General features: G+C 45.3%; 31 protein-coding genes, 3 tRNA genes and 1 other RNA gene. 34 read left to right on the plus strand and 1 reads right to left on the minus strand.

Translation table 11 applies throughout. From position 1 onward, the window contains the following. The first annotated feature begins 100 nt into the window (after window positions 1-100). The 14 genes from PHV77_05535 (at window position 101) to PHV77_05600 (ending at window position 6,973) form a co-directional block, all read left to right on the plus strand. Window positions 101-601 (plus strand): nucleoside-diphosphate kinase, encoded by a 501-nt coding sequence (locus PHV77_05535; GenBank protein ID MDD5504754.1) that lies wholly within the window; start codon window positions 101-103, stop codon window positions 599-601. Between the two features lie 46 nt (window positions 602-647). Further along, window positions 648-1,529, plus strand: a complete 882-nt coding sequence (locus PHV77_05540; protein MDD5504755.1) for a YicC family protein — start codon at window positions 648-650, stop codon at window positions 1,527-1,529. Then, a complete protein-coding gene (locus PHV77_05545) occupies window positions 1,519-1,770 on the plus strand; it encodes a DUF370 domain-containing protein (GenBank protein ID MDD5504756.1) in 252 nt (83 codons plus the stop codon). Before PHV77_05540 ends, PHV77_05545 begins: the two co-directional genes overlap by 11 nt. Next, window positions 1,767-2,381 (plus strand): guanylate kinase, encoded by a 615-nt coding sequence (gmk, locus tag PHV77_05550; protein ID MDD5504757.1) that lies wholly within the window; start codon window positions 1,767-1,769, stop codon window positions 2,379-2,381. The genes PHV77_05545 and gmk overlap by 4 nt, the downstream gene beginning before the upstream one ends. Window positions 2,382-2,393: 12 nt before the next feature. Then, window positions 2,394-2,621: a DNA-directed RNA polymerase subunit omega gene (gene rpoZ / locus PHV77_05555; protein ID MDD5504758.1), complete on the plus strand. Its 228-nt coding sequence runs from the start codon at window positions 2,394-2,396 to the stop codon at window positions 2,619-2,621. A 10-nt stretch (window positions 2,622-2,631) separates the two neighbouring features. After that, a complete protein-coding gene (locus tag PHV77_05560) occupies window positions 2,632-3,153 on the plus strand; it encodes a flavoprotein (protein MDD5504759.1) in 522 nt (173 codons plus the stop codon). After that, window positions 3,150-3,821, plus strand: a complete 672-nt coding sequence (locus PHV77_05565) for a phosphopantothenoylcysteine decarboxylase (protein MDD5504760.1) — start codon at window positions 3,150-3,152, stop codon at window positions 3,819-3,821. Before PHV77_05560 ends, PHV77_05565 begins: the two co-directional genes overlap by 4 nt. Window positions 3,822-3,850: 29 nt before the next feature. Continuing rightward, window positions 3,851-3,925, plus strand: a tRNA-Cys gene (locus PHV77_05570). A 15-nt stretch (window positions 3,926-3,940) separates the two neighbouring features. Next, the gene (locus PHV77_05575) at window positions 3,941-4,759 is read left to right on the plus strand and encodes an MFS transporter (GenBank protein MDD5504761.1); all 819 of its coding nucleotides are present in this window, start codon (window positions 3,941-3,943) and stop codon (window positions 4,757-4,759) included. Then, window positions 4,747-5,187 carry an MFS transporter gene (locus tag PHV77_05580; GenBank protein MDD5504762.1) on the plus strand — a complete coding sequence of 147 codons (441 nt, stop codon included), beginning with the start codon at window positions 4,747-4,749 and terminating at the stop codon, window positions 5,185-5,187. Before PHV77_05575 ends, PHV77_05580 begins: the two co-directional genes overlap by 13 nt. Before the next feature lie 44 nt (window positions 5,188-5,231). After that, the gene (locus tag PHV77_05585) at window positions 5,232-5,702 is read left to right on the plus strand and encodes a Fur family transcriptional regulator (protein ID MDD5504763.1); all 471 of its coding nucleotides are present in this window, start codon (window positions 5,232-5,234) and stop codon (window positions 5,700-5,702) included. Window positions 5,703-5,804: 102 nt separating this feature from the next. Continuing rightward, entirely contained in the window at window positions 5,805-6,146 is a 342-nt protein-coding gene (locus PHV77_05590; protein ID MDD5504764.1) for a DUF5320 domain-containing protein, read from the plus strand. Window positions 6,147-6,196: 50 nt separating this feature from the next. Further along, window positions 6,197-6,589 (plus strand): NifB/NifX family molybdenum-iron cluster-binding protein, encoded by a 393-nt coding sequence (locus tag PHV77_05595; GenBank protein ID MDD5504765.1) that lies wholly within the window; start codon window positions 6,197-6,199, stop codon window positions 6,587-6,589. 18 nt (window positions 6,590-6,607) lie between these two features. Continuing rightward, window positions 6,608-6,973 carry a NifB/NifX family molybdenum-iron cluster-binding protein gene (locus tag PHV77_05600; protein MDD5504766.1) on the plus strand — a complete coding sequence of 122 codons (366 nt, stop codon included), beginning with the start codon at window positions 6,608-6,610 and terminating at the stop codon, window positions 6,971-6,973. Window positions 6,974-7,035: 62 nt separating this feature from the next. Here the strand turns inward: PHV77_05600 and PHV77_05605 are convergent, their stop codons facing one another. Beyond that, complete coding sequence (locus PHV77_05605; GenBank protein MDD5504767.1) at window positions 7,036-7,206, minus strand: hypothetical protein; 171 nt, start codon at window positions 7,204-7,206, stop codon at window positions 7,036-7,038. Between the two features lie 42 nt (window positions 7,207-7,248). On the opposite strand from PHV77_05605, the gene PHV77_05610 reads away from it, so the two are divergent. The 20 genes from PHV77_05610 (at window position 7,249) to PHV77_05705 (ending at window position 24,115) form a co-directional block, all read left to right on the plus strand. Further along, on the plus strand, window positions 7,249-7,869 hold the full coding sequence (locus tag PHV77_05610; protein ID MDD5504768.1) for a class I SAM-dependent methyltransferase: 621 nt from the start codon (window positions 7,249-7,251) through the stop codon (window positions 7,867-7,869). Further along, window positions 7,866-8,711 carry an ATP-binding protein gene (locus PHV77_05615; protein MDD5504769.1) on the plus strand — a complete coding sequence of 282 codons (846 nt, stop codon included), beginning with the start codon at window positions 7,866-7,868 and terminating at the stop codon, window positions 8,709-8,711. The genes PHV77_05610 and PHV77_05615 overlap by 4 nt, the downstream gene beginning before the upstream one ends. A gap of 13 nt (window positions 8,712-8,724) precedes the next feature. Continuing rightward, window positions 8,725-9,594 carry an ATP-binding protein gene (locus tag PHV77_05620; GenBank protein ID MDD5504770.1) on the plus strand — a complete coding sequence of 290 codons (870 nt, stop codon included), beginning with the start codon at window positions 8,725-8,727 and terminating at the stop codon, window positions 9,592-9,594. Window positions 9,595-9,657: 63 nt separating this feature from the next. Beyond that, window positions 9,658-10,371, plus strand: a complete 714-nt coding sequence (locus PHV77_05625; protein ID MDD5504771.1) for an MBL fold metallo-hydrolase — start codon at window positions 9,658-9,660, stop codon at window positions 10,369-10,371. Between the two features lie 38 nt (window positions 10,372-10,409). Next, window positions 10,410-10,766 carry an S-adenosylmethionine decarboxylase gene (locus PHV77_05630; protein ID MDD5504772.1) on the plus strand — a complete coding sequence of 119 codons (357 nt, stop codon included), beginning with the start codon at window positions 10,410-10,412 and terminating at the stop codon, window positions 10,764-10,766. Window positions 10,767-11,048: 282 nt separating this feature from the next. Then, window positions 11,049-11,125, plus strand: a tRNA-Val gene (locus tag PHV77_05635). Between the two features lie 26 nt (window positions 11,126-11,151). Beyond that, window positions 11,152-11,613 carry a cupin domain-containing protein gene (locus PHV77_05640; protein MDD5504773.1) on the plus strand — a complete coding sequence of 154 codons (462 nt, stop codon included), beginning with the start codon at window positions 11,152-11,154 and terminating at the stop codon, window positions 11,611-11,613. 331 nt (window positions 11,614-11,944) lie between these two features. After that, window positions 11,945-12,033 (plus strand) — tRNA-Leu (locus tag PHV77_05645). A 15-nt stretch (window positions 12,034-12,048) separates the two neighbouring features. Beyond that, window positions 12,049-13,755 (plus strand): threonine--tRNA ligase, encoded by a 1,707-nt coding sequence (gene thrS, locus PHV77_05650; GenBank protein ID MDD5504774.1) that lies wholly within the window; start codon window positions 12,049-12,051, stop codon window positions 13,753-13,755. A 92-nt stretch (window positions 13,756-13,847) separates the two neighbouring features. After that, the gene (gene infC / locus PHV77_05655) at window positions 13,848-14,342 is read left to right on the plus strand and encodes a translation initiation factor IF-3 (GenBank protein ID MDD5504775.1); all 495 of its coding nucleotides are present in this window, start codon (window positions 13,848-13,850) and stop codon (window positions 14,340-14,342) included. A gap of 101 nt (window positions 14,343-14,443) precedes the next feature. Beyond that, a complete protein-coding gene (rpmI, locus tag PHV77_05660) occupies window positions 14,444-14,635 on the plus strand; it encodes a 50S ribosomal protein L35 (protein ID MDD5504776.1) in 192 nt (63 codons plus the stop codon). Window positions 14,636-14,680: 45 nt separating this feature from the next. Beyond that, window positions 14,681-15,034, plus strand: a complete 354-nt coding sequence (gene rplT / locus PHV77_05665) for a 50S ribosomal protein L20 (protein MDD5504777.1) — start codon at window positions 14,681-14,683, stop codon at window positions 15,032-15,034. 20 nt (window positions 15,035-15,054) lie between these two features. Continuing rightward, the gene (locus PHV77_05670; GenBank protein MDD5504778.1) at window positions 15,055-16,419 is read left to right on the plus strand and encodes a potassium transporter TrkG; all 1,365 of its coding nucleotides are present in this window, start codon (window positions 15,055-15,057) and stop codon (window positions 16,417-16,419) included. A gap of 58 nt (window positions 16,420-16,477) precedes the next feature. Continuing rightward, on the plus strand, window positions 16,478-17,143 hold the full coding sequence (locus PHV77_05675; GenBank protein MDD5504779.1) for a TrkA family potassium uptake protein: 666 nt from the start codon (window positions 16,478-16,480) through the stop codon (window positions 17,141-17,143). Window positions 17,144-17,145: 2 nt separating this feature from the next. Further along, window positions 17,146-18,186: a phenylalanine--tRNA ligase subunit alpha gene (gene pheS / locus PHV77_05680; GenBank protein ID MDD5504780.1), complete on the plus strand. Its 1,041-nt coding sequence runs from the start codon at window positions 17,146-17,148 to the stop codon at window positions 18,184-18,186. A gap of 2 nt (window positions 18,187-18,188) precedes the next feature. Then, window positions 18,189-20,222 carry a phenylalanine--tRNA ligase subunit beta gene (gene pheT, locus PHV77_05685; GenBank protein MDD5504781.1) on the plus strand — a complete coding sequence of 678 codons (2,034 nt, stop codon included), beginning with the start codon at window positions 18,189-18,191 and terminating at the stop codon, window positions 20,220-20,222. A gap of 37 nt (window positions 20,223-20,259) precedes the next feature. Next, window positions 20,260-20,445, plus strand: a non-coding RNA gene (gene ssrS, locus PHV77_05690) — 6S RNA. Between the two features lie 74 nt (window positions 20,446-20,519). Continuing rightward, complete coding sequence (locus tag PHV77_05695) at window positions 20,520-21,845, plus strand: replication-associated recombination protein A (protein MDD5504782.1); 1,326 nt, start codon at window positions 20,520-20,522, stop codon at window positions 21,843-21,845. Window positions 21,846-21,937: 92 nt separating this feature from the next. Beyond that, entirely contained in the window at window positions 21,938-22,858 is a 921-nt protein-coding gene (gene cysK, locus PHV77_05700; protein MDD5504783.1) for a cysteine synthase A, read from the plus strand. Between the two features lie 42 nt (window positions 22,859-22,900). Next, window positions 22,901-24,115: a homocysteine biosynthesis protein gene (locus tag PHV77_05705; protein ID MDD5504784.1), complete on the plus strand. Its 1,215-nt coding sequence runs from the start codon at window positions 22,901-22,903 to the stop codon at window positions 24,113-24,115. Window positions 24,116-24,177: the final 62 nt, after the last annotated feature.

The following is a 24,177-nucleotide window of genomic DNA, read 5'->3' on the forward strand; positions in this document are numbered from 1 at the left end:
ACCTTTTGGTTTTATTTTGGCAGCCGCAACTTTGGTAAAAATACTCATTGACAATTTAACCGACGTAACTATAATATAACAATACAAGATAGGATATCGCATGGTTGAAGCTACACTGGTTTTAATTAAACCGGATGGCCTGAAAAAATCTCTCACAGGTAACATCCTTACGCGCCTTTCCGAGACAAAGCTTGATATCGTTGCCGCTCGCATGACTAATGTCAGCATGGATCTGGCTAAGGCCCACTACAATGCGTTGTCGGAGAAACCTTTTTTCCCCGAGCTGATTAAATATCTACAAGGCGAATTCCACGGCAAGCGCAAGGTGATGGCTATGGTGTATTACGGTGAGGGGGCCATTGAAAAGATCCGCAAGATAGCCGGCGCCACCAACCCCGAAGAGGCTGATTCTGTCACCATTCGCGGTCAATACGGCCGCATTACCACCAAGGGTGTTTATGAGAATGTTATCCACGCTTCCGCGAATCAGACTGACGCGGAGCGGGAAATCAAGTTATGGTTTAGCCCTTCAGAAATTATCGTAGACCTGTATCCCACGCGGCAGGCAGAATTAGTAAAATGCGAACGGGTTTGGGCCTAATCGCGTATCCCGCATTCACAGGCAATTCAAAATAAAGGCAAGGTACATGTTACTTAGCATGACAGGTTTTGGCAGAGGCGAAGCCTTTGGCTCTCCCGGTTCGGTCAAGATAGAGATTAAAAGCGTAAATTATAAATTTCTTGAAGTCACAAGCAAAATGCCGCCCAATCTTTCCGTGTTTGAAGACAGGGTGCGCGAGATACTTCAAAAAAGAGTGGCCCGGGGCAGGTTAAATCTTTTTTTAACCTATACGACCCGCGCCAAGCATCCCGATGAAGTACACATCAACAAAACATTGGCCAGGCAGTATTATAACAGAATTGTTTCGTTAAAGCGGTTTTTGGGCGCCCAGGGCGCGATAGAGATCAGCCAGATTATAGGCCTGCCCGGCGTTGTGGAGTATAAGCCGCAAGAAGAGCAAATAAACGGCCTCTGGCCCGTAGTGCGACGCGCGGCAATACTTGCTGTTGAGGACTTGCGCAAGGCGAAAGCGCGTGAAGGCAGAATACTGAAAAAGGCTGTCCGGGGTATGGTTAAGGATATAGAAAGCTCTCTTGATAAAATCAGGTCCCGCATGCCTCAGGTTATTGATGATTATAAAAAGAGATTAATAAAAAATGTGAAAGAAATATCGGGCAGCAGGCGTTCTTTAAACAGGCAGCGGATTGAAGAAGATGCGGCGGTATTTGCCAGAAATTGCGATATTACGGAAGAAACGCACAGGCTCTCCGCCCACATAATAGGTTTTAGAAAAGTCCTGCTTAATAACGGAGAAGCCGGCAGGCGGCTGGATTTTATAGCGCAAGAAATGCATAGGGAAATCAACACGATCGGAGCCAAGGCCAATGATTTTCCTATAGCGAAAGAGGTAATAAAGATCAAGAGCAACATTGATAAAATCAGGGAACAGGTGCAGAATGTTGAATAAGAAAAATTTTCTAACTTTGATTAATTTAGGCTTTAACAACGCTGTTGTAAAAGAAAAAATAGTGGCTATAGTATCCCCCGAAGCCGCGCCGATAAAACGCTTGAAAGAAGAAGCAAGGCAGAACAGGAAATTAATTGACGCAACAAGCGGACGTCGGACGCGGTCGGTTATCATTATGGAAAGCGACCACGTGGTATTGGCCAGCGTCCAGCCCGGTACAATAGCCCAGAGGTTTAAGTGAATAAGGAAAACCGCCTCCCCGTGTCGGTAAAAGATGTGATGCGCAAAAAGGGAAGGTTGTTTGTGGTTTCAGGGCCGTCCGGATGCGGGAAAACAACATTATGCGACGCGCTGCTTAGACAGCGTATGGGGCTTGCCCGGTCAGTGTCTGTTACAACACGCCAGCCTCGCGGCAAAGAAAAAAACAAAAAGGATTATTTTTTTACCAGTATGCGGGCGTTTAAAAAGATGTTGGCCCGGCAAGGATTTTTAGAGCACGCCGAGGTCTTCGGTAATTATTACGGCACTCCGAAACAATTTGTTGAAAAGAACCTTAAAAGCGGGCGTGATATCCTATTGAATATAGACGTGCGCGGAGCCGCGCAGATAAGGCGCGCACACAAGGATGCCGTATTGATTTTTATCCTGCCCCCGTCTATGGCTGATTTGCGGAACCGGCTTTTGGGCCGGCTGACCGATACGGATCAGCAGATACGCCAGCGGCTTTTTATCGCCAAAAAAGAATTAGAGGCTGTAGGTTTATATGATTATTACGTTGTTAACAACAAAATAGGCGCAGCGGTTAACGAACTGAAGCACATAATATCAGCCTCTCGCCGTAAGATCTCATAGGAGGGATACGAGGTGGTGCCAAATATCGGTTTGGAAGTATTATACGCCAAAACAGGCAGTATTTATAAATTGGTTGTAATGGCTGCCAAGCGCGCGATAGAAATCAATGCGGCCGCGGCGCAGACAGTTCAAAATCCGGTAGATAACGCGATGGGCGCGGCCCTTGATGAAATCGCGGCGGGCAAGCTTTCATTCAAGAAACAAAAAGGTAAAGCGCAAGATGCGGCACAACAGAAGTAGGCGCACAATTTTGATAGGCGTATGCGCTGGCATAGCGGCATATAAAGTTTGCGATGCTATAACTGCTTTGAGAAAATTGGATTACGATGTTGTGGTTTGCATGAGCGCGCGCGCGCGTTTTTTTATTACACCGCTTACCCTGCAAACGCTGTCGGGCAATAAGATATTTGAGGACATGTTTGTGCCCGCGCAAGATTATGGGCTCGCGCATATTTCGCTTGCGGAAAGAGCGGACCTGGTGGTTGTGATACCGGCAACGGCTGATATTATAGCGAAGACAGCACACGGTATCTGCGATGAATTGTTAACCTGCGTTATAGCTTCCACAAAAGCGCCGGTATTATTTGCGCCGGCGATGAACCAGGCTATGTATGCCAATCCGGTATTGCAGTCCAATATCAGCGCTTTAAAGAAACTGAAATATCACTTTATTGGCCCTGTCACAGGGCACCTTGCCTGCGGGGCAACCGGTATCGGCCATATTGCCGATACCCAAGATATAATCCGCAAGGCCCAGGCCCTTCTAAAATGATTCCCTTAAAAATACTGGTTACAGCAGGCCCTACTTGTGAAGCAATAGACCCTGTCCGTTTTATTACCAATCGCTCAACGGGTTGTATGGGCTATGCTATAGCCGCCAGAGGAGCGCGGGCCGGGCATAAGCTTACTTTAATAAGCGGGCCTGTATGCTTAAAACCTCCCGACGGTGTAAAAACGGTTTATATTACTACAGCCAGGGAGATGTTTGCCGAGGTGAAACGCCACATCAAAGGCAAGCATTGCCTTATTATGGCCGCGGCTGTAGCTGATTTTCGCCCCGCATTTTGCGCGCGGCAAAAAATCAAAAAAACTAATATGCCCAGGACTATTTCCTTGCGCCGTAACCCCGATATTCTGGCATGGGCAGGCGCTCACAAAAGTAAGATGATTTTAGCCGGTTTCTGTATGGAGACACAAAACCTTTTGACCCGGGCGAAAAGAAAACAAATCTTAAAAAATGTTGATTTTATGGTGGCCAATAAAATAGAGGCCGACGGAGTTCCTTTTGGGCATAAGCCGGCAAGCTTTGTTCTTTTTGGGCCTGACGGCAGGAAGGTTTTTTTACAGAATGCCAGTAAGGAAAAAATAGCAGGTATCCTGCTTGATAAAATCCAAGGAATGTGGTATAAGAGAAATCCCGGCCGCAACGCGGCCGTGTGAATATTAACGCCTATTTTAAGTATAATTATGGCGGCATAGCCAAGTGGTAAGGCAGTGGTCTGCAAAACCACTATTCAGCGGTTCGAATCCGCTTGCCGCCTCCATTTTTATGATCTTTTATGACATATGTAAGGCTATTCTTAGATAATAAGCGTATTATATCGTTTGGTTTTTTATTAACGCTTTTTTCAAGTGCGGGACAAACTTTTTTTCTTTCTTTATATGTAAATTCCATTCTTTTGGATTTTCATCTGACAAACGCGTCTTTCGGAGCCCTTTATAGCGCGGCAACAATATTAAGCGCGATAGCCTTGGCATGTGCCGGTCGATTTATAGATTATTATAATCTGCGCACCTATGCCATGGTATCATCCGGACTGCTCGCCGCATCATGTCTTGTTACCGCTTTATCTCGGAATATCATATTATTGTTTATAGGGCTTTGGGGGCTTAGATTTGCAGGGCAAGGTTTATTGAGCCACATCTCAAGCACGTCAATGGCGAAATTTTTTACCGACAAACGCGGCAAGGCTTTGAGCGTTTCGGTGCTTGGTTACGCGCTCGGTGAAGGCCTTTTGCCTGTTATCATAACAGGGGTCATTTTGCTGGCAGGTTGGCGGCAATCAATGCTGATATGCTCCGTTTTTATATGCGGCAGTCTTATGCCGTTTATTTGGTTTACGCTTGGCAAAAAGCATCTGCAATATTTTCCGGATAACGCTGATACCGGACCGATGGAGGCCGGGTTTGATGCCCGGGCGCTCTTAAAAAGCAGGGGCTTTTTACTAATAGCGGCTAATTTCAGCATATTACCCTGCGTGATAACAGGGCTGTTTGTTTATCAGCAGGCCCTTGCTGCTGAAAAGATGTGGCCTATGGGGTGGTTGGCGCGACCTGTTTCATGGGTTACGCGGGATGCAGGGCCGTGTTTTGCGTAATAAGCGGACGGCTTGTTGACAAGTTTTCTGCCACAACGCTTTTGCCTGTTTTCCTTCTTCCATTCGCTTTTGCTTTATTGATTATAACGTTTTTTAGGCATCCGCTCGCGGCGCTTGTGTATTTAGCGCTGGCAGGTGTGGCTATAGGTATGAGTAATATCATTAATACGGCTTTTCTCGCTGAAGTATACGGCCAAAGGCATATTGGCGGTATCAGGGCGATTTTATCCACGATTATAGTTATAGCGACAGCAGTAGGGCCTTTGTTGTTTGGTTTTTTATTGGATAGAGGTGCCAGCTTTAGCGCGGTTGCCGCATTATCTGCCGTGTTTGTTCTATGGACCGCGGTAAGCAGTTACAGACATGCCCCGTATTTTAAAACGCAAAGCGCAAAAAAAATCTTGACAAATAAAGGCAATAATGTATAATTGCTAATGATAACCATTATTATTAATAAATTTTTGGAAATATTATGAAAACGAGAGGTTGCAGCGGCCCGCTTTGGTGGCACGGCAGATTCAGGGGCTGCGGTTATAGGATAACCGCGGGCAGAGAAGCTGTTTTGGATGTTTTGTCTGAATCAGGCAAGCATCTTAGCGCCGAAGACATATATATGAAGGTGTATTCAAGGTATGCCAATATAGGGTTGGCAACAGTTTACAGAACGCTGGATGTCCTTGTCCATTTGGGCCTTGTTTTTAAATTTGATTTCGGCGATAAAAAAGCCCGTTATGAGTTAGCGGAAGGGCCGAAAGGCCTGCGGCACCATCATCACTTGATATGCACCCGCTGTAGGCGGATCATTGATTACACGGATTTTATTGATGAAGAAATAGAACTGCTTAGCCGGACGGAAAAAGGGCTTTCAAAAAAATATGAATTTAAAATTACAAATCATCTGATCCAGTTTTATGGCCTCTGCGCCGCTTGTGCCAAGGAGTAGGACATATTTTTTTTGCGTAATAATGAAAATGGTTATCAATAGTAAGAAAGCGGTGGCGGAGGACGAAGGCTGTATTTGGTTTTATAAAAAAGGAGGTGTAATATGCCGGCAGGAGACGGGACGGGGCCTATGGGATTAGGTCCAATGACAGGAAGGGCGGCGGGTTTTTGCGCAGGCTATTCTCTGCCTGGTTGCGCAAATGCTGTTTATGGAAGAGCGTATGGGGCGGGTAGAGGTTTTGGGATGGCTTACCGTGCGATTGGGCCGAGGAGACGGTTTTGCGCGGCAGGTTATTATGACGGATATCCGTACGGCGCTGAAATAGCGCCACAGGATGAGGCGGATACCCTTAAACGCGAATCAGGATTTTTGAAGGGGCGTCTTGAAGAGATCTATCAGCGTATCGCGGTTTTGGAAAAGATGCGTTCGCAAGAAAGCGATTAGAAAAATATTCCCACTGTTTTTAATAACCGCATTACCGGAAGGGAGTTGTTATGCGTGTAGCGATATCTACGGACGGGGATTTTGTTTCAGCTCATTTTGGCAGGTGTCCGGTTTTTACAATAGTTGATATTGAAAACGGTAAAGTGACAAAACGACAAGAGGTTTTAAATCCCGGGCATGAGCCTGGAGCTATACCGCAGTTTTTACATCAAAAAGAAATAGACTGCATAGTTGCCGGCGGCATGGGCGCCAGGGCGGAATCCTTTTTCCAAGGCTTTGGAATAAAGACCATTGCCGGGATAAGCGGCACAATAAGCTCGGTCATTGAAAAGCTTGAAAAAGGCAGCCTTGAGCCCGGAGATAGTTTTTGCAGGCCCGGCGCCGGCAAGGGGTATGGTCTTGATAAAAAGATATGCGATCACCCCGGCGAAAACAAGCGTTAAGCATTTTAAGGAGAATTTATGAAGATATGCGTGACCTCGCAAGGAAAGGATTTAGACGCCAAGGTAGACCCGCGTTTTGGCAGGTGCCGGTATTTTGTGTTTGTTGATATGGACACACTGGAATTTGAATGTGTTGAAAATTCAAATATGCAATCAAGCGGCGGTGCCGGCATAAAATCAGCCCAGCTTGTGGCGGCTAAAGGCGTAAAAGCCGTTGTGACGGGCAATGTCGGACCGAACGCCTATCAGACGTTAGGGGCGGCAGGTATTGGTATTTTTGTCGGCGCGTCCGGGACAATAAAAGACGCTATTGGGGAATACAAAACAGGCGGCCTGCAAACGGCATCCGGCCCAAGTGTCGGATCAAAATCCGGCATGCCTTAAAAAGACCAATTTTGCCGGCTTCATTTAAGATGAAACAAGAAAAGGTGTTTACCGAAAGGCGGTTAGCATGCCATCAAAAGACGGGACAGGGCCTCGGGGCTTGGAACAGATAAGGCAAAAGGGCGCAGGCAGGGGGAGCCGTTACGGCGCGGGCCCTGGCGGATATTGCGTTTGCCCCATATGCAAAACGAAAACACCTCATCAGGCAGGCTTGCCGTGCGCTTTATTATCATGTCCAAAATGCGGCACGAAAATGTCCAGAGGATGATACTGATTTGAAGCAGGATATTGTTGAAAATCATAAGCACTACTTAAAAAGGCTGGATTTTTATAAGAGTTTTGGTTATGACTTGGAAAAAGAAAGAGATTTTGTTTACAGGATGGCCCTGCCGTTTACCGGAAGAATACTTGAGATCGGCACAGGTAAAGGACATTTTACGCTTGCGCTTGCCGCGCAAGGCTTCCGCTTTACTACTATAGATATCTCCGACCAAGACCAGATAACAGCGAAACTTAATCTTAGGTATTTTGGATTGGAAAAACAGGTCAAGATGATTATTGCTGACGCGCAAAAAACCGGTTTTCCGGACAAACATTTTGACACAATATTTTCTGTTAATGTTTTGCACCATCTTCGCAATCCCAAAGCGGTTTTAAGTGAGATAACCCGGATTTTGGGCCCTTGCGGTAAAGTGGTATTATGTGATTTTAATAAAAAGGGAATGGATATCATCAATAGGTGCCACGCCCATGAAGGCAAGAAGCACGATTCTTACGGGTGCTGTTTGGATGATGCGGAAAAATATTTTTTAAAAAAAAGTTTTACCGTGAGCAGGTTTCATGGCGGCACCCAAGAAGGTGTAATTGCAGTTCCACGGCAGAGAGTAGAGACATGATTATTGCGGTTGCCAGCGGTAAAGGCGGAACGGGCAAGACAACAGTGGCAGTTAATATTGCCCTATCCTTGGATAATGTGCAATTTCTTGATTGTGACGTTGAAGAACCTAACGCGCATATTTTTTTAAAACCCCGGATAGAAAAAACAATCTTATCAAGTATCCCCGTGCCCGAGATTGACACGAAAAAATGCGTTTATTGCGGTAAATGCGCCGAGGTCTGTGTTTATAACGCGATAGCTATAGTGCCGCCAACCAACAATAACGCGGGAGTGGCTTTGACCCTGACGAATCTATGCCACGGCTGCCAAGCGTGCAGTTTTTTTTGCCCAAAAGGTGCGATAAGAGAGAGAAAAAAGGAAATCGGGGTCGTAGAGTTTGGTTCAAAAAAAGACATTGAATTTATACATGGCAGGTTGAATATCGGTGAAGCAATGGCGCCTCCGGTCATACGCCAGGTAAAGGGGCATATCAATCCGCGAAAGACCGTAATAATTGACGCCCCTCCGGGCGTGTCGTGCCCTGTTATCGCTGCGGTCAAAGACAGTGATTTCTGCCTGCTGGTTACGGAACCGACGCCTTTTGGGTTAAGCGATTTATCGCTGGCAGTAGAGCTCTTACACAAACTGCGCGTTCCGTTCGGGGTGATAATAAACAGGGCCGATCTCGGGGACAAGGAAACCGAACGATATTGCGAAAAAGAGAAGATAGAGATATTGATGAAGATACCGTTTAATAAAGAAATAGCGCTGGCCTATTCCAGAGGAGAAGCGGTGGTAAACGTATTGCCGGAATACAAAACGAAATTCAAGGATCTTTTTCAAAAAATAGCGCACAGATAAGGTTAAAGCGGCGATGAAACAGATTGTTATTATAAGCGGCAAAGGCGGCACGGGCAAGACTGTAATCACGGGAGCCTTCGCGGCTCTGGCAAAGAATAAAGTTATGGCCGATTGCGATGTTGATGCCGCCGATCTTCACCTGCTTTTGCGGCCGGAAATTAAAGAGCGCCATGATTTTAAAAGCGGACTTAGTTTCAGGATAAAAAAAAGGGCATGCACGCAGTGCGGGGAATGTAAAAAGGTATGCAGATTCAACGCCATAAGCGATAAATTTATAATTGATCCTATATCTTGCGAAGGATGCGGTTTCTGTGCCCGTGTCTGCCCGGCAGATGCTATAAGCATGGAGGAAAATCTTGCGGGCGAATGGTTTATTTCCGAGACGCGTTTTGGGCCCATGGTGCATGCCAAGTTAGGCGTGGCTGAAGAAAACTCAGGCAAACTTGTCGCGCTTGTCAGGGAGCAAGCAAAAGGGCTTGCGGAAAACACAGGCGCCGAATGGGTTATTGTTGACGGGGCCCCGGGCATAGGTTGTCCTGTTATCGCTTCGCTTTCAGGCATAGATTGCGCCGTAGTAGTGACGGAACCCACCCTGTCGGGCCTGCATGACGCATCAAGGGTTATAGAGGTTGCCAGGCATTTTAACGTATTTTCAAGTCTTATAATCAATAAATATGATTTAAACCCTGATATGACCCGGCGCATAGAAATATACTGTAAAACAAACGGTATCCCTGTTATGGGCAGGATTGCGTTTGATAAATCGGTCGTTGAGGCTGTGTCTAAAGCAAAGACGGTAATGGAATCCGCTCAAAACGCGGTTAAACGCTCTCTTCGCGATATCTGGCAGAGGTTGAGTGTTGGCAACTTTAAAACCGCCTAAGCCGCATCAGAGGCATAACTGCCGCATCGCGTCTGTTCAGGAGACGGCGGGAAAAAGGCGGAAATGAAGATCAAGATAATATTTGATAAAGGTGCTTTGAATAAAAAATTATGTACAGGTTGGGGTGTTTCTATTTTAATAAACGATAAAGTGCTGTTTGATACAGGCGGTAACGGAGAATGCCTGCTCAAGAATATGCGCTTGCTGAAAGTGGACACAAAAAAAATAGAAGCGTTTATTATATCCCACGATCATTGGGACCACTGGGGCGGGTTATGGCACGCTATAGGGGGCCGAAAAGGCGTAAAGGTGTATATATGCCAAGGTTTTAGCGATGAGTTCAAGACCAGGGCGGAAGCTTTTAAGGTTAAGCTCATTGAGCTTGACGGGCCCGTGCAGATATTTAAGAATATTTTTATTACAGGTGGAATGCCCGGTACGTATGGCAGGATGCGCCTGTTTGAACAAGCGGTATTGTTAAGGACAAAAAACGGCATAACCATTATTACGGGTTGCGCGCATCCTGGAATAGATACTATGCTCCGGACGGTAAAAAGATATTACCCGGACGAATCCTTATATCTTGCTTTGGGCGGATTTCATCTTAAAAATACCGATGCCGAAACGATTGAAGAAATTATCCGCAAATGCAGGGAGTTGGGTGTCAAAAAAGTCGGCCCTATCCATTGCTCCGGGGAAATAGCGGAGAACGCGTTTAAAAAGCATTATGGAAATAATTTTTTGGCTGCACAGGCAGGTTGGGAGATAGCGGTTTGATTAGAGGCTATGAGCTTAACCGATAGGAGGCGTAAGAGATGGAGAAAACATTTGGTTATGAGTTGATTCTTGATCTTTATGATTGCGATTTAGATGTCATGAGGTCAAAAGATAAACTTACCGAATATGTGGACACGCTTTGTCCGCTGATTAAAATGGAGAAATACGGCAATACCATGCTTGAGTATTTTGGTACCAAAAAGCCGCACACTAAAGGTTATTCCCTTCTGCAATTTATAGAAACAAGTTCCATTACGGGTCATTTTAGCGAACATTGGCGGATAGCGTATATAAATATTTTTTCCTGTAAAAACTTTGACCCGAAAAAAGCAAAGGAGTTTACAAAGTTTTTTTTCAAAGCGTCAAAGGTCAAGGCAAGGTTTATAAAAAGGTAAGAGCGGGTTTTATATAATAGAAATTTTTTAGGCGAATTAACACGGGCATTATATGCCGCGCAGTTTTACTTTTTTGAGGATTCGTGTTATTTCACAGGCGCGGCCTGTTTTTTGCAAGGCGTCAAATCAGACCGTATTTTTTGGATAATGTCAAACCAGTAAACCCTTTGAATTCGTTCAAGGGCGTATTTTATTTCATATTAAGCATAAACGCGGTATAAAAACGTGCTTTACAGCTTAGGGCAAATCTGGTATAGTTAATATTACAGCGGATTGAGCGAAGGGCGGTTGGCGCAGTTGGTTAGCGCGTTTGCTTGACATGCAAAAGGTCACAAGTTCAAATCTTGTACCGCCCACCATCCAAACCCTTAAAAATGTGGTCTTGATGAGACAGATTTGTTATACGAAAAAATACCAGGCAGCGGTAAAAGGCATATTATTTTTAGCGTGTGTGTTTTTTTGTCCCCTGCCGTGCGCTTATTCGGCGGTAGAAACAAATACCGATATTGTCACTGAGGAACTGGCAAAAGCGCAAACCAGTTGGGATGGCAGCCAGTTACCCGTTTATCCTAAGGGCGTGCCGGAAGTGACTATTCTGCGTATCACCATTCCGCAGGGCGCACAATTGCCGCTTCATAAACACCCTGTTATTAATGCAGGCGTAATGCTTAAGGGCGAGCTTGCTGTTATAACGGAGAATAATAAGCTGTTGCGCCTGAAAGAAGGTGATGCAATCGTTGAGGTTGTGGACAAGTGGCATTATGGTAAAAATGAAGGTGATGGGCCTGCGGAGATTATTGTTTTTTACGCGGGGGAGCGTAATAGTTCTATCACGGTTACCCCTTAATTCAGGGTGAAATTTAATATGCAGGCAATGCTATGGACAGCCTTAAGTCAGCAGGGGCCACAGGCCTTATAATGACTTTTGGCTGTTTTTATTTTCCGGTAGTATTATTATGTTTAGTTATAAAACATAAATTGATTACACTAATTATTACACAAAATATATAATAGAAGCATCAACTAACAGGTAGTTGCTATTGACAGGAAAAGTGTTTTTTGATATATTATTAACATATAAAATGTGTAAAACGGACTTTTGTTGCGTATAAATAGATACCTGCCCATAGTGGGCACATTTTTTTCTGTATACTAGTAACATAAGCAAGGTGTGAAATGCCGGGATGGCGGAATTGGCAGACGCCTTGGACTTAAAATCCAATGGGTAGTAATACCCGTGCCGGTTCAAGTCCGGCTCCCGGCACCACCGTATAGGTACAAAATGGACCTGGATGTGTTAAGGCATAGCGCCGCGCATATTATGGCGCAAGCAGTAAAAGCGATATGGCCGGATACAAAGATAGCTATAGGCCCGGCCATAGCCGATGGTTTCTATTATGATTTTGATAAAAAAACCCCGTTTTTACCCGAGGATTTTGCTGCTATAGAGGCAAAGATGGGAGAAATAATAATGCAGGACCATAAGTTTGTTGCCTCTGGCATGGATAAAACGCAAGCCAGGCAATTATTCAAAGATGAGCCCTATAAACTGGAACTAATAAACGATATACCCGGAGATGAAGTAACTATTTATGAAGATGGTGGATTTTTTGATTTATGCAAAGGCCCTCATACCAGGTCAACAGGAGCTGTCAAAGCCTTCAAATTATTGAGTATAGCGGGCGCCTATTGGAGAGGGGATGAAAAAAACCCGATGCTTCAACGAATCTATGGGACGGCTTTTAACAGCAAGAAGGAATTAGACCAATATTTAAATACGCTTGAAGAGGCAAAGAAGCGCGATCACAGAAAATTAGGCCGGGAACTTGAATTGTATATTACCGATAATACTGCCGGAGCCGGGCTGATAATTTACCAGCCCAAGGGCGCTATCTTGCGCAGTATAATTGAGGATTGGGAGAAGAAAGAGCACCTTATAAGGGGTTATGAGCTTATTGTAAGCCCCCATATTTATAAATCGGATTTATGGATAAGGTCCGGACATTATGGTTTTTATAAAGATAATATGTACATTTTTGACATAGAAGGAGATGAGTATGCCGTAAAGCCCATGAATTGTCCGGGGCATATATTGGTATACGGCTCAAAAACAAGAAGTTATCGGGATTTACCGTTAAGATTTTTTGAACTGGGGACCGTGTACCGCAATGAAAAAAGCGGCGTATTGCACGGCCTATTGCGCGTAAGGGGCTTTACGCAGGACGATGCCCATATATTCTGCCTGCCGGAACAATTGAAGGCCGAGATTAAGGGTGTATTGGATTTTGTTGTTTACGCGTTGAAGATTTTTGGTTTTCCCGATTTTACCGTTGAATTGAGCACAAGGCCGGAAAAATCCATAGGCACAGACCTTGATTGGCAGCAAGCTACTTCCGCGCTGTCGGAATCTCTTGACGAAAAAAACATGCCTTATACCATCAACAAAGCGGACGGGGCTTTTTACGGCCCCAAGATAGACATAAAATTAAAAGACGCTCTTAACAGATCTTGGCAGTGCGCTACAATACAATGCGATTTTGCCCTGCCTGAACGTTTTGAGCTTGAATATAGCGCGCATGATGGCAGTAGAAAAAGGCCTGTTATGATACATAGGGTGGTATTGGGCTCTATGGAACGTTTTATAGGCGCTCTTATTGAACATTATGCCGGGGCATTTCCCTTATGGCTTTCGCCCGAACAGATAAGAATAGCCCCTATAACTAATAACCAGCATGAGTACGCGAAAACAGTAGAAGCCAACTTATCCGCCGCGGGGTTCAGGGTGAAAACAGATTGTCGCAACGAAACTATAGGTTACAAGATACGTGACGCGAGGGCAAATAAGTTACCATACATGTTGATTGTCGGGCAGAAAGAAGAAATGGCATCAACTGTTGCCGTCTGGAGCAGGCAAAATGGCGACGAAGGCCCGGTAAAGCTCGAACAGTTTATAGAAAAGATAAAGAAGGAAACCAATAGCAGGATTTAGGCCGGCGCAATAGCCGATAATATTGCGCCAAACAACGCGCAGGGTAACACCCACGCGTTTATTGAAGGGAGGGGATTGTTATACAAAATCGTTTGAGAATAAACGAACAGATAAGGATAAGTGAGATACGAGTAATCGGAGCAGAGGGCGAACAACTTGGTGTAATGAGTCCGCAAGCCGCCTTGGCAAAAGCCCGCGAAACAGACCTTGACCTTGTTGAAGTAGCGCCCATGTCAAGGCCGCCTGTTTGCAGGATAATGGACTACAGCAAATTTAAATACGATCAGGGCAAGAAAGAAAAAGAGGCGAGAAAGCACCAGCACGTAATTAAAATAAAAGAGGTTAGGTATAAGGTAACGATAGAAGAACATGATTACCAGACCAAACTCAAGCACATGCAGGATTTCCTGCAAAAGGGCAATAAGGTTAAGGTAAGTTTGCGCTTTAGGGGTAGGGAAGCGGCGCATCAGGAAACAGGCAGGGCTCTTATGCAGAGGATAATTAGTGACGTGGCAGGCTGCGGGGAGGCAGAAAAACCACCCAGGAAAGAGGGTGCCTTCATGAATATGGTGCTGATGCCCAAATAGAAACACGCTTGTCGCCGGTGTTCAGGCGCGCTTCCAGCGCGGCGCATAAAAGATTTCAGGCCTGCAGGAGACGTTTACGTGATAATCCGAGGAGAATGGCAATGTCTAAATTAAAAACAAGAAAGTCTGCTGCAAAACGCATAAAGATCAGCAAAAAAGGCAAGGTGAAAGTGAAAAAGCCCTTTTCGGGCCACTTATTGTCATGCAAGAACAGAAAAAGAAAGCGCCATTTTAAAAATAAGACTGTTTTAACGAAAACAGAATCCGCGAAATTGAGGTCAATGATCCATTAAATTTATTGGCAGGCGGTGTTTTTGATCAAAATAAGGAGATAGTATATGGCAAGGGTAACGCATGGTGTTTCATCAAGGAAACGCAGAAAGAAGGTCTTAAAGGCCGCGAAAGGGTATAGGGCTGGACGGGGTAAATTATATAGAACGGCCAAAGAAACCGTAGCCAGAGCCAGGGCCTATTCTTATAGAGACAGGAAGGTCAAAAAGCGGGATTTCCGTTCATTGTGGGTAGTCAGGATAAACGCGGCATGCAAGCTCAATGGGATAAAATATTCTGAATTTATAGCCGGCCTGGCAAAAGCGAAAGTACTTATAAACAGAAAATCTTTGGCGGAACTGGCTGTATCACATAAAGCCGCTTTTGGCAAATTGGTTGATATAGCAAAACATAAGAAATAACAGGTTTTTTATTTGCTTATATGAACAAAATAAAATTGCAGCCTTCACAGGTTATAGTAATAAGCTTTTTTTTTGCCATTGTCTTGGGAGCGGCCTTGTTGAGCCTGCCCATCTCTACGGCAACAGGATGCAGGGTAAGCCTGATTGACAGTTTTTTTGTGGCAACAAGCGCTGTGTGCGTGACCGGCCTTGTTCCGTATGATATAGGCGCTTATTTTTCTCAATTCGGGAAACTTGTGATTTTGTGTTTAATGCAGGCAGGGGGGCTCGGCATAATGACATTTTCAGCCATGTTTGCCATTTTGCTGGGAAAAAAGTTTTCCATGTCGGAGAATATCACAATAAGAAGCGCCTTAAGCTACGCGCAGATAGAAGACCTGCGCAGGCTCATATTATATATAATTTTGTTCACTTTTGCCGTAGAAGCGGCCGGCGCCCTATTGTTATATACCAGATGGTTGTATCTTTTTGACTGGGGCGTTATTACGACCCTGAAGCGCGCGGCGTTTCATTCGGTATCCGCATTTTGCAACGCGGGGTTTTCATTGTTTCCGCACAGTATAAAGCTTTTCTCCGGAGACATCTTTACCATGTCCGTTTTTTCTTTTTTAATTATTACCGGCGGTTTGGGTTTTGTTGTGTTTACGGATATACCAAAATTAAAATTTTGGAGAAAAGACAGAAAGCTTATTTTTTCGCGCATAAGCCTCCAGACCAAGATCGTGGTCCTGGTTTCTTTATTTCTTATTATTGCGGGCACGCTCGCGGTTTATTGTTTTGAAAATGGTTATGCCTTACGAGGCATGACATTGGACAAAAAGCTGATCTCGTGTATTTTTACTTCTGTAACAGCCAGGACGGCCGGATTTAACGTGCTTGGAACGGACTCTTTGAGGCCCGTAACGTTGTTTACTATTATAATGCTTATGTTTATCGGGGCGTCCCCGGGCTCAACCGGCGGGGGTATCAAGACAGTAAACTTCGGTATTATCTTAGCGTCGTTTTATTCTATGTTCCGGAACAGAGATAGGATTACTATTTTCAAAAAAACAATACCGAAAGAAACGTATAGGCGTGTTTTTGTCACTTTTTTTCTATCCATCGGCGTTGTTTTGTTGTCTACTTTTTTACTTTCCGCTACCGAAAGAGTGCCTTCGCATAGCAGCCATTATTTCTTGAGTATGTTATTTGAATCAACATCCGCTTTTGGAACCGTAGGCTTGTCTATGGGTATTACACCCGAGCTGACGTTTTTAGGCAAGATCGTAATTATATTTACCATGCTAATAGGCAGGGTTGGCCCGCTGACATTAGCGCTTGCCATAGCGATGAAAAACGAAAAAATTGATTATCGTTACCCGGAAGAAAGGCTTATAATTGGTTAATGCCCGCAGCTGAACGGCATTCCCGGGCGGTGGTCGTATAAATGAATGGGGTGTGGATATGAGACAGTTTGCCGTGATAGGATTGGACAGGTTTGGCGCCAGCGTAGCAAAGACGTTGAGTGAAAAAGGTTATCAGGTATTGGCTATTGATATTGAAGACGATAAGGTGCAGGATTTCTCTGAAATTGTTACGCAGGCGGTATGCGCGGACGCTACGGACGAGAAGGCTTTAAAAGCGATAGGCGTTAATTCCGTTGACGTCGCTGTTGTAAGCGTCGGTGGCAATATTGAGGCATCCGTGCTTATTACCCTGGTTCTTAAGGAAATAGGGATCAAGGAAGTTGTCGCAAAGGCCGTGACAGAGGAGCAGGGCAAGGTTTTGGAAAGGATAGGCGCCAACAGGATAGTGTTTCCGGAAAGGGATATGGGTATACGTATTGCTAATTCGCTTATTTCGCCCAAAGTAAGCGAACACATAGACCTTTCATCCGCGTGCAGTATTATAGAGATAAAAGCGCCGAAAGAATTTATCGGCAAAAGCCTTAAACAATTAAGCGTCCGGGCCAGATATGGATTAAATATCGCGGCCATAAAGAGTGTTGATGAATCCGGTGTTGAAACGGTAAATTCCATGCCGGAGGCGGATTATAAAATAAAGGCCGTGGATAAGCTTATGGTGATTGGCTCAAACGAGAATATTGAGAGGCTGAAAGAGAAAGAATAGCCGTGGAGAATCGTTTAAGAGAATTGGAAAAGCTGGCACTGCTTGATATAAAAGCGGTTTCTACACAGCAAGAATTTGAGATGGCGCGCGCGAAATATTTAGGCAGAAAAGGGGCCTTTTCAGTTCTTTATAAAGAGCTTGCCGCTTGCAGTCCGCAGGAGAGGCCGGCGCTTGGCCAAAAATTAAACAAGCTTAAGTCCGTATTGGAAGAGGAGTTTAAAAATAAAGCGAATGTTCTTTCGCGCGGTTCTTGCCAGGCCCGGCAGGATACGTTTGACGCAACCATGCCGGGCATTTGCCCGCTTGTCGGCAAAACTCATCTTATAACAAAAACAATAGACGATATATGCGGGATTTTTTCTTGTATGGGGTTCGGTATAGTTGAGGGCCCGGAGATAGAAAACGAGTTCAATAATTTTGAGGCTCTTAACATACCGCTTGACCATCCGTCAAGGGAGGCCTTTGACACGTTTTATCTTGACACGGAAAATTTTGGGTCAAATCCGCAGGCAAGGCGCCTGCTTAGAAGCCACACATCTCCTATGCAAATACGGTATATGTTAGAACACAAACCGCCTTTTTCAATAGCCGTGCCCGGTAAGGTATTCAGGCCTGATGCCACCGACGCCAGCCACTCTTTTATGTTTCATCAGGTTGAGGGGTTGATGGTGGCTGACAACATAAATTTCGCCAATCTTAAATGGATCTTGTTTGAGTTCGCCCGTAAATGTTTTGGAAGCGCGGTCCAGGTAAGATTCAGGCCGCATTTTTTTCCGTTTACAGAACCAAGCGCCGAGGTAGACGTATCTTGTATTATTTGCCAGGGCAGAGGGTGCAGGGTATGTTCGCAAAGCGGCTGGCTTGAAATACTCGGGTCCGGCATGGTTGACCCTAACGTGTTCAAGGCAGTCGGTATAGATTCCGATAAATTCAGCGGTTTTGCCTTTGGAATGGGCGTTGAGAGAATAGCGATGCTAAAACACGGTATTGACGATATAAGGCTTTTTTATGAAAATGATTTAAGATTTTTAGGACAATTTTAACTATGAAAATATCATATAAATGGCTTAGAGGATATATTAGTATTAAGGTCCGCCCAAAGACGCTTGCGCACTGGCTGACTATGGCAGGCCATGAGGTTTCTTCTATAGAACAAAAAAACGGGGATTTTATTTTTGATATAGAAGTGACCCCAAATAGGCCCGACTGCCTTTCGCATATAGGCATAGCCCGTGAATTATCAGCTATTATAGGTAAACCGCTTAAAATGCCGCGGAATGCAAAAGTAAGTTCGGTGGGCCAGAAGCAAGATTTTAAGATTACCAGGCGCGATGAAAGCGACTGCTCTTTTTATACGGCCCGTATTTTAAAGAATGTGCAAATCGGGCCTTCGCCGCAATGGCTGGTGGCCAGATTAAACGCCATAGGGCTTCATTCCGTTAATAATGTGGTTGATATAACGAATTTTGTGCTTTTTGAAACAGGCCAACCCCTGCACGCTTTTGATATGGACAAGCTATCGGGCAATGAGATTATTGTCCGTTCCGCCGGTGTTGATGAGAAGCTGGTGACGATAGACGGTATACAGAGAACGCTTAATCCCGGAGTCATGGTAATAAGCGACGGGGATAAGGCCTGCGCTATAGCAGGCATTATCGGGGGCGCGAATTCCGCGATATCACCGTTAACTAAAAATGTGCTTTTGGAAAGCGCCTGTTTTAATCCTGTAAGGATAAGGCGTTCGTCCCTTTCTCTGGGGGTATCAACGGATTCAAGTTATCGTTTTGAGCGGGGTATTGGCTGTTATGGTGTTATTCACGCTTCGGACAGGGCGGCATGCCTTATAAGAGATATTGCCAAGGCCCAGATAGGCGCGTTTTTATCGTCGGGCAGGCAGACCCTTTCTGCCGCAAAAGTTATCCTGCGCGTTGCTTATCTTAACAAAATACTTGGGACAGCCCTAAAGCCCGCGCAGATAAAACAAATACTTACACGATTAGGATATAAGGCCCGCGGCAGCGGCGTTTTAGAAGTTTCTGTGCCTTTGTACCGTCACGATACGGCGCGGGAGGCAGATCTTATAGAAGAGGTTGCCAGGATATACGGGTATGAGCGTATCACAGCCGCCGCACCGTCAATTATTATAGCAAAGCCTAATGATAGCGGGAAAGATTTTGCCGTTAAACGTGATACGGCCAAAAACGTGCTTGTTTCTGGAGGCTTCAATGAGATTGTATCTTACAGTCTGATTGGCAGGGAAATGATAGAAGGCATGCCATGGGATGAGGACGATTGTGCTGTGGTGAAGAATCCGCAAAATAAAGAACAGGAAATAATGAGGCCTTCATTACTCCCCGGGATTCTGAAGGCGGTAGCCTATAATATAAGCAGGCAGTTGTATGATATAAGATTATTTGAGCTGTCCCGAACATATGCCAGAGACCGGGACAAATACTTAGAAGAAAACCGCCTGGCTATTGCGTTATATGCGAATCCGCATGCGGAGGGAAAATGCGTTGTTGAAAACGGTTTTTTTCAGCTTAAAGGCGCTATAATGTGCCTTATGGATTCGCTTGGGTTAAGGGAGCCAAATTTTGAAAACACAATGTCCCAATTATTTGATGAGTATTCTTGTATGGCAGTTCTGTCGGACAGTATTATGCTGGGTTGTTTTGGCAGGCTAAGAGACGGTATCGCGAGCAATTTTGGCATAACGGGCGCTGTATATGCCGGTGAAATTAATTTTGACCAAATTTGCGCCCTGGCCCGGACACACCGTTCTTATAAGCCTCTGCCGCGTTTCCCGTATACTTATAGAGATATCTCATTCGCGGTAGATATGTCTATAGGATACCAGCAGATAGCCGGCCTGATAAGACACATAGGCGGGCATACCGTTGAAAATATAAGATTGTTAAATGAATACCGCGGCAAGCAAATAGAAGAAGGCCGCAGGGGAATTGCTATGCGCGTGATATTCAGATCCAGGGAAAAGACATTGACGGAAGAAGAGATCAACGCGTTAGACGCGTCAATACGGTCCGGCATCAAGGAGTTTTTTGGAGCAATCTTGCGTTAGGATCTTGATTTGGCCCGGAAATCGTGCTATATTTATCCTATCCCTGCTGTGTGCGTGGCTTGTTGACGATACTTTGAGCCAACACCTTTATATCGGGAGCCTGACTTCAGGGGCGGAAGGCACGCTCTCTTAACAGAGAGAAACCACGGAAACCTTTGAGAGGGCACCCACTTTACTATAAGGGTTCAAAGTGCGTTACTCGCCCGGCACGTGCGGGGTTTTTTAATTGTATCTAACCGCGCAGCAAGCAAGTGCCGCAGAGAACAAAACCGTTAAACTGCCCTCCGCCATAAAACAATGGATTTATTTGATAGACCCAAAATGGATGTAGAGAAAGAATTCCCGCTGGCATTGCGCATGCGCCCGCGCAATTTAGACGAATTTATTGGGCAATCGCATATCGCAGGCAAAGGAAAATTGCTAAGACGCGCTATTGAATCAGACAGAGCGCATTCCTTTATTTTTTACGGCCCCAGCGGCGTGGGCAAAAATTGCCTTGCCCACGTAATTAACAATACTACCAAAAGCTGTTTTTGCCAGATAAACGCTGTGTCTTCAAATGTTGCACAGATACGTAAAGCAATTGAAACGGCAAAGAAAACGCGCTCGGTATCCGGCAAGGGGACGATACTTTTTGTGGATGAAATACACCGGTTTAACAAGTCCCAGCAGGACGTGCTAATGCCCTGCATTGAAAAGGCCGACATAATGTTCATCGGCGCTACGACGCATAATCCATTTTTCTATATTATACCCGCCCTTATATCGCGTTCACTTGTATTTGAGCTTAGGCCTTTGACGGAGGATGATATAAAGACGATTTTGGGTAATGCTGTTCGAGATGAAGAAAGAGGGCTCGGGTCAATGAAAATTAATATAGATAGCGATGCCCTTGATTTTCTTGCCAGAGTATCCGATGGGGACGCGCGTAAGGCCCTAAACGCTTTAGAGATAGGCGCTCTGACAACTCCGCCGGAAAAAGACGGGATTGTGCGTTATAGCCTGCAGGTGGCAGAAGAGTCCATACAGAAAAAAGCTGTTATGTATGACAAGAACGAGGACGGCCACTACGATACCATATCGGCTTTTATTAAATCCATGCGCGGTTCCGATCCCGACGCTGCTTTATACTGGCTTGCGAAAATGCTTTATGCCGGGGAAGACCCGCGTTTTATAGCGAGAAGGATTGTTATATGCGCCTCGGAAGATGTGGGGAATGCTGACCCCCAGGCCATTGTTGTTGCTAATACCGCGCTAAATATTGCTGAATTTGTCGGCATGCCGGAGGCCCGGATTCCGCTGGCCCAGGCGGTGGTTTATATCGCAACCGCACCGAAATCAAACGCTTCATATCTTGGCATAGAAAAGGCTTTGTCGGATATTAAAAGCGGACGCACCCTTGATGTTCCAGACAGCCTTAAAGACGCCAGTTATAAAGGGGCCAAACAGCTTGGCCGCGGCATGGGTTATAAATATGCCCATGATTACGAAGGCCATTATGTGAAGCAGGATTATTTACCCCAAACCAGGCGGTATTATGAGCCTTCTGATATGGGTTATGAGAAGCGTATAAAAGAGTATCTTTCCGAATTGAAGAAAAAGATAGCTTACCCGCGGGGCTAGGACTCTGCCGGGCGGGTTCTTTTCCTTGATAAAGCAATAAGAATATGATACATTAGTTTTATATGTTAGCGCGTTTTTGAACAGGTCATGACATGCCACGCATATACTCAGACATTACAAAGACCATAGGCCGGACGCCGTTAATCAGGGTAAACAGGATAGGGACACGCGGCGCCGAAGTTCTTTTGAAACTTGAGAGTTTCAATCCTCTTTCAAGCGTTAAAGACAGGGCCGCTCTGTATATGATAGAGGATGCCAGAAAGAAAGGGTTGTTAAAGCCGGGTTTTACCATAATTGAGGCTACCAGCGGCAATACCGGGATAGCCCTTGCTTTTATAGCGGCTGTTTATGGGTATAAACTGATTCTTGTTATGCCAGATACGATGAGCGTTGAAAGACGCAATCTTTTAAAGGCCTTTGGCGCTAAAATTATTCTTACGCCTGGCAAAAACGGTATGCAGACTGCTTTAAAAAAAGCGCGCCAGATATTAAGCAGAACGCCGCGAGCTTTTATGCCGGAGCAATTTGCCAATCCTGCTAACGCGCGGGCTCATCGTGAAACGACGGCCCGGGAGCTGATACGCGACACTGACGGCAAGATTGATTTTTTTATCGCGGGCGTAGGCACAGGCGGTACTCTGACAGGGGCCGGACAGGCGCTTAAAAAACGATTGGACAATGTAAAGATTATTGCCGTAGAACCACAGTCTTCGGCTGTGCTGTCAGGTAAGCGCGCGGGCTCGCACAAGATACAGGGTATCGGCGCCGGTTTTATACCACAGATACTTGACAGAGCTTTGATAGATGAGATTATTGAGGTGAGTTACCGCCAGGCAAAAGTTGCCGCAAAAAGACTCGCGCGCGAAGAAGGTGTTCTGACAGGAGTATCCGGCGGCGCCGTGTTTTTTGCAGGCTTGAAAATCGCTAAAACCGCCCGCGCCCGCGGCAAGCGCATAGTCGTTCTTTTGCCTGATACGGGGGAAAGGTATTTAAGCACGGATTTGTTTGATTAATTTTTTTCTTTTTAGACGGATCGTGATTTTTAGGAGATACAGATGCCAAAGACATACGCGCAGATAAATGAAAAAATTAAGCAGGGAAAAGTTGTTGTTGCTACCGCAGAAGAAATAATAGATATAGTTGAAAAAGAGGGCCTAAGAAATGCCGCCCAGCAAGTAGACGTGATAACTACGGGTACCTTTGGGCCCATGTGCTCAAGCGGCGCTTATTTTAATATTGGGCACACAAAGCCCAAGATAAAGATAGGAGGCGGCAGGGCTACGCTTAACGACATACCCGCTTATGCCGGTTTCGCGGCCTCCGATCTTTATATGGGTGCCGCGGCCATCTCGGAAGACGACCCCAAGAACAGGGTTTTTCCCGGCAGGTTTGAGTATGGAGGCGGACATGTTATAGAAGACCTTGTTTCAGGCAGAGATGTCAGGCTTTCAGCGATAACCTATGGCACGGATTGTTACCCGAGGAAAAAGCTTGATACTTTTATCAATATAAAAGACCTCAATGAAGCGGTATTGTTTAATCCGAGAAATTGCTATCAGAACTACAATGTCGCGGTTAATATGGGTAAGGAAAAGACAATATATACTTATATGGGCATATTAAAACCCGAGGCCGGAAACGCGAATTATTGCTCGGCAGGCCAGTTATCCCCGCTCTTAAACGACCCTTATTACATGACTATAGGTATAGGAACAAGGATATTTTTGGCAGGCGGACAAGGCTATGTGGTATGGCATGGCACACAGCACAATCCTTGCGTGAAGAGAAAGGCTAACGGCGTGCCTCAATGCCCGGCAGGGACATTGGCTGTTATGGGTGATTTGAAACAGATGAAGCCCGAATGGCTGCGCGGGATATCGCTTGAAGGTTATGGCGTCAGCCTCGCTGTAGGCATTGGCATACCGATACCTGTGCTGAATGAGGACGTATTAAAATACGCCGCTGTAAAAGATGAAGATATATATGCGCAAATAGTTGATTATTCCAATGACTATCCCAATGCCATATCCAATTCCCTTGGAGAGGTAAATTATAAGCAATTAAAATCGGGCAGTATTTTGTTTAGAGGTAAAGAAACTCCAACAGTCTCTCTTTCAAGCTATGCGAAGGCAAGAGCAATAGCGGAAGAATTAAAAGACTCTATAATGAAAGGGAGATTCCTTCTTACAGAGCCTGTTGCGCTTTTGCCGTCAGCTGATTCAGGGGCAGGTTATAAAGCTCTTAAGGAAAGGCCTGTGCCGGGGTTATGACCTGTTTTACGCCTCTTGAAAAAGAGTGTTTTAATATATTTTAAACTGCGGCCAAACAGCTT

The sequence above is a fragment of the Candidatus Omnitrophota bacterium genome (assembly GCA_028716165.1).
Classification (GTDB): domain Bacteria; phylum Omnitrophota; class Gorgyraeia; order JABMRG01; family JABMRG01; genus JAQUQI01.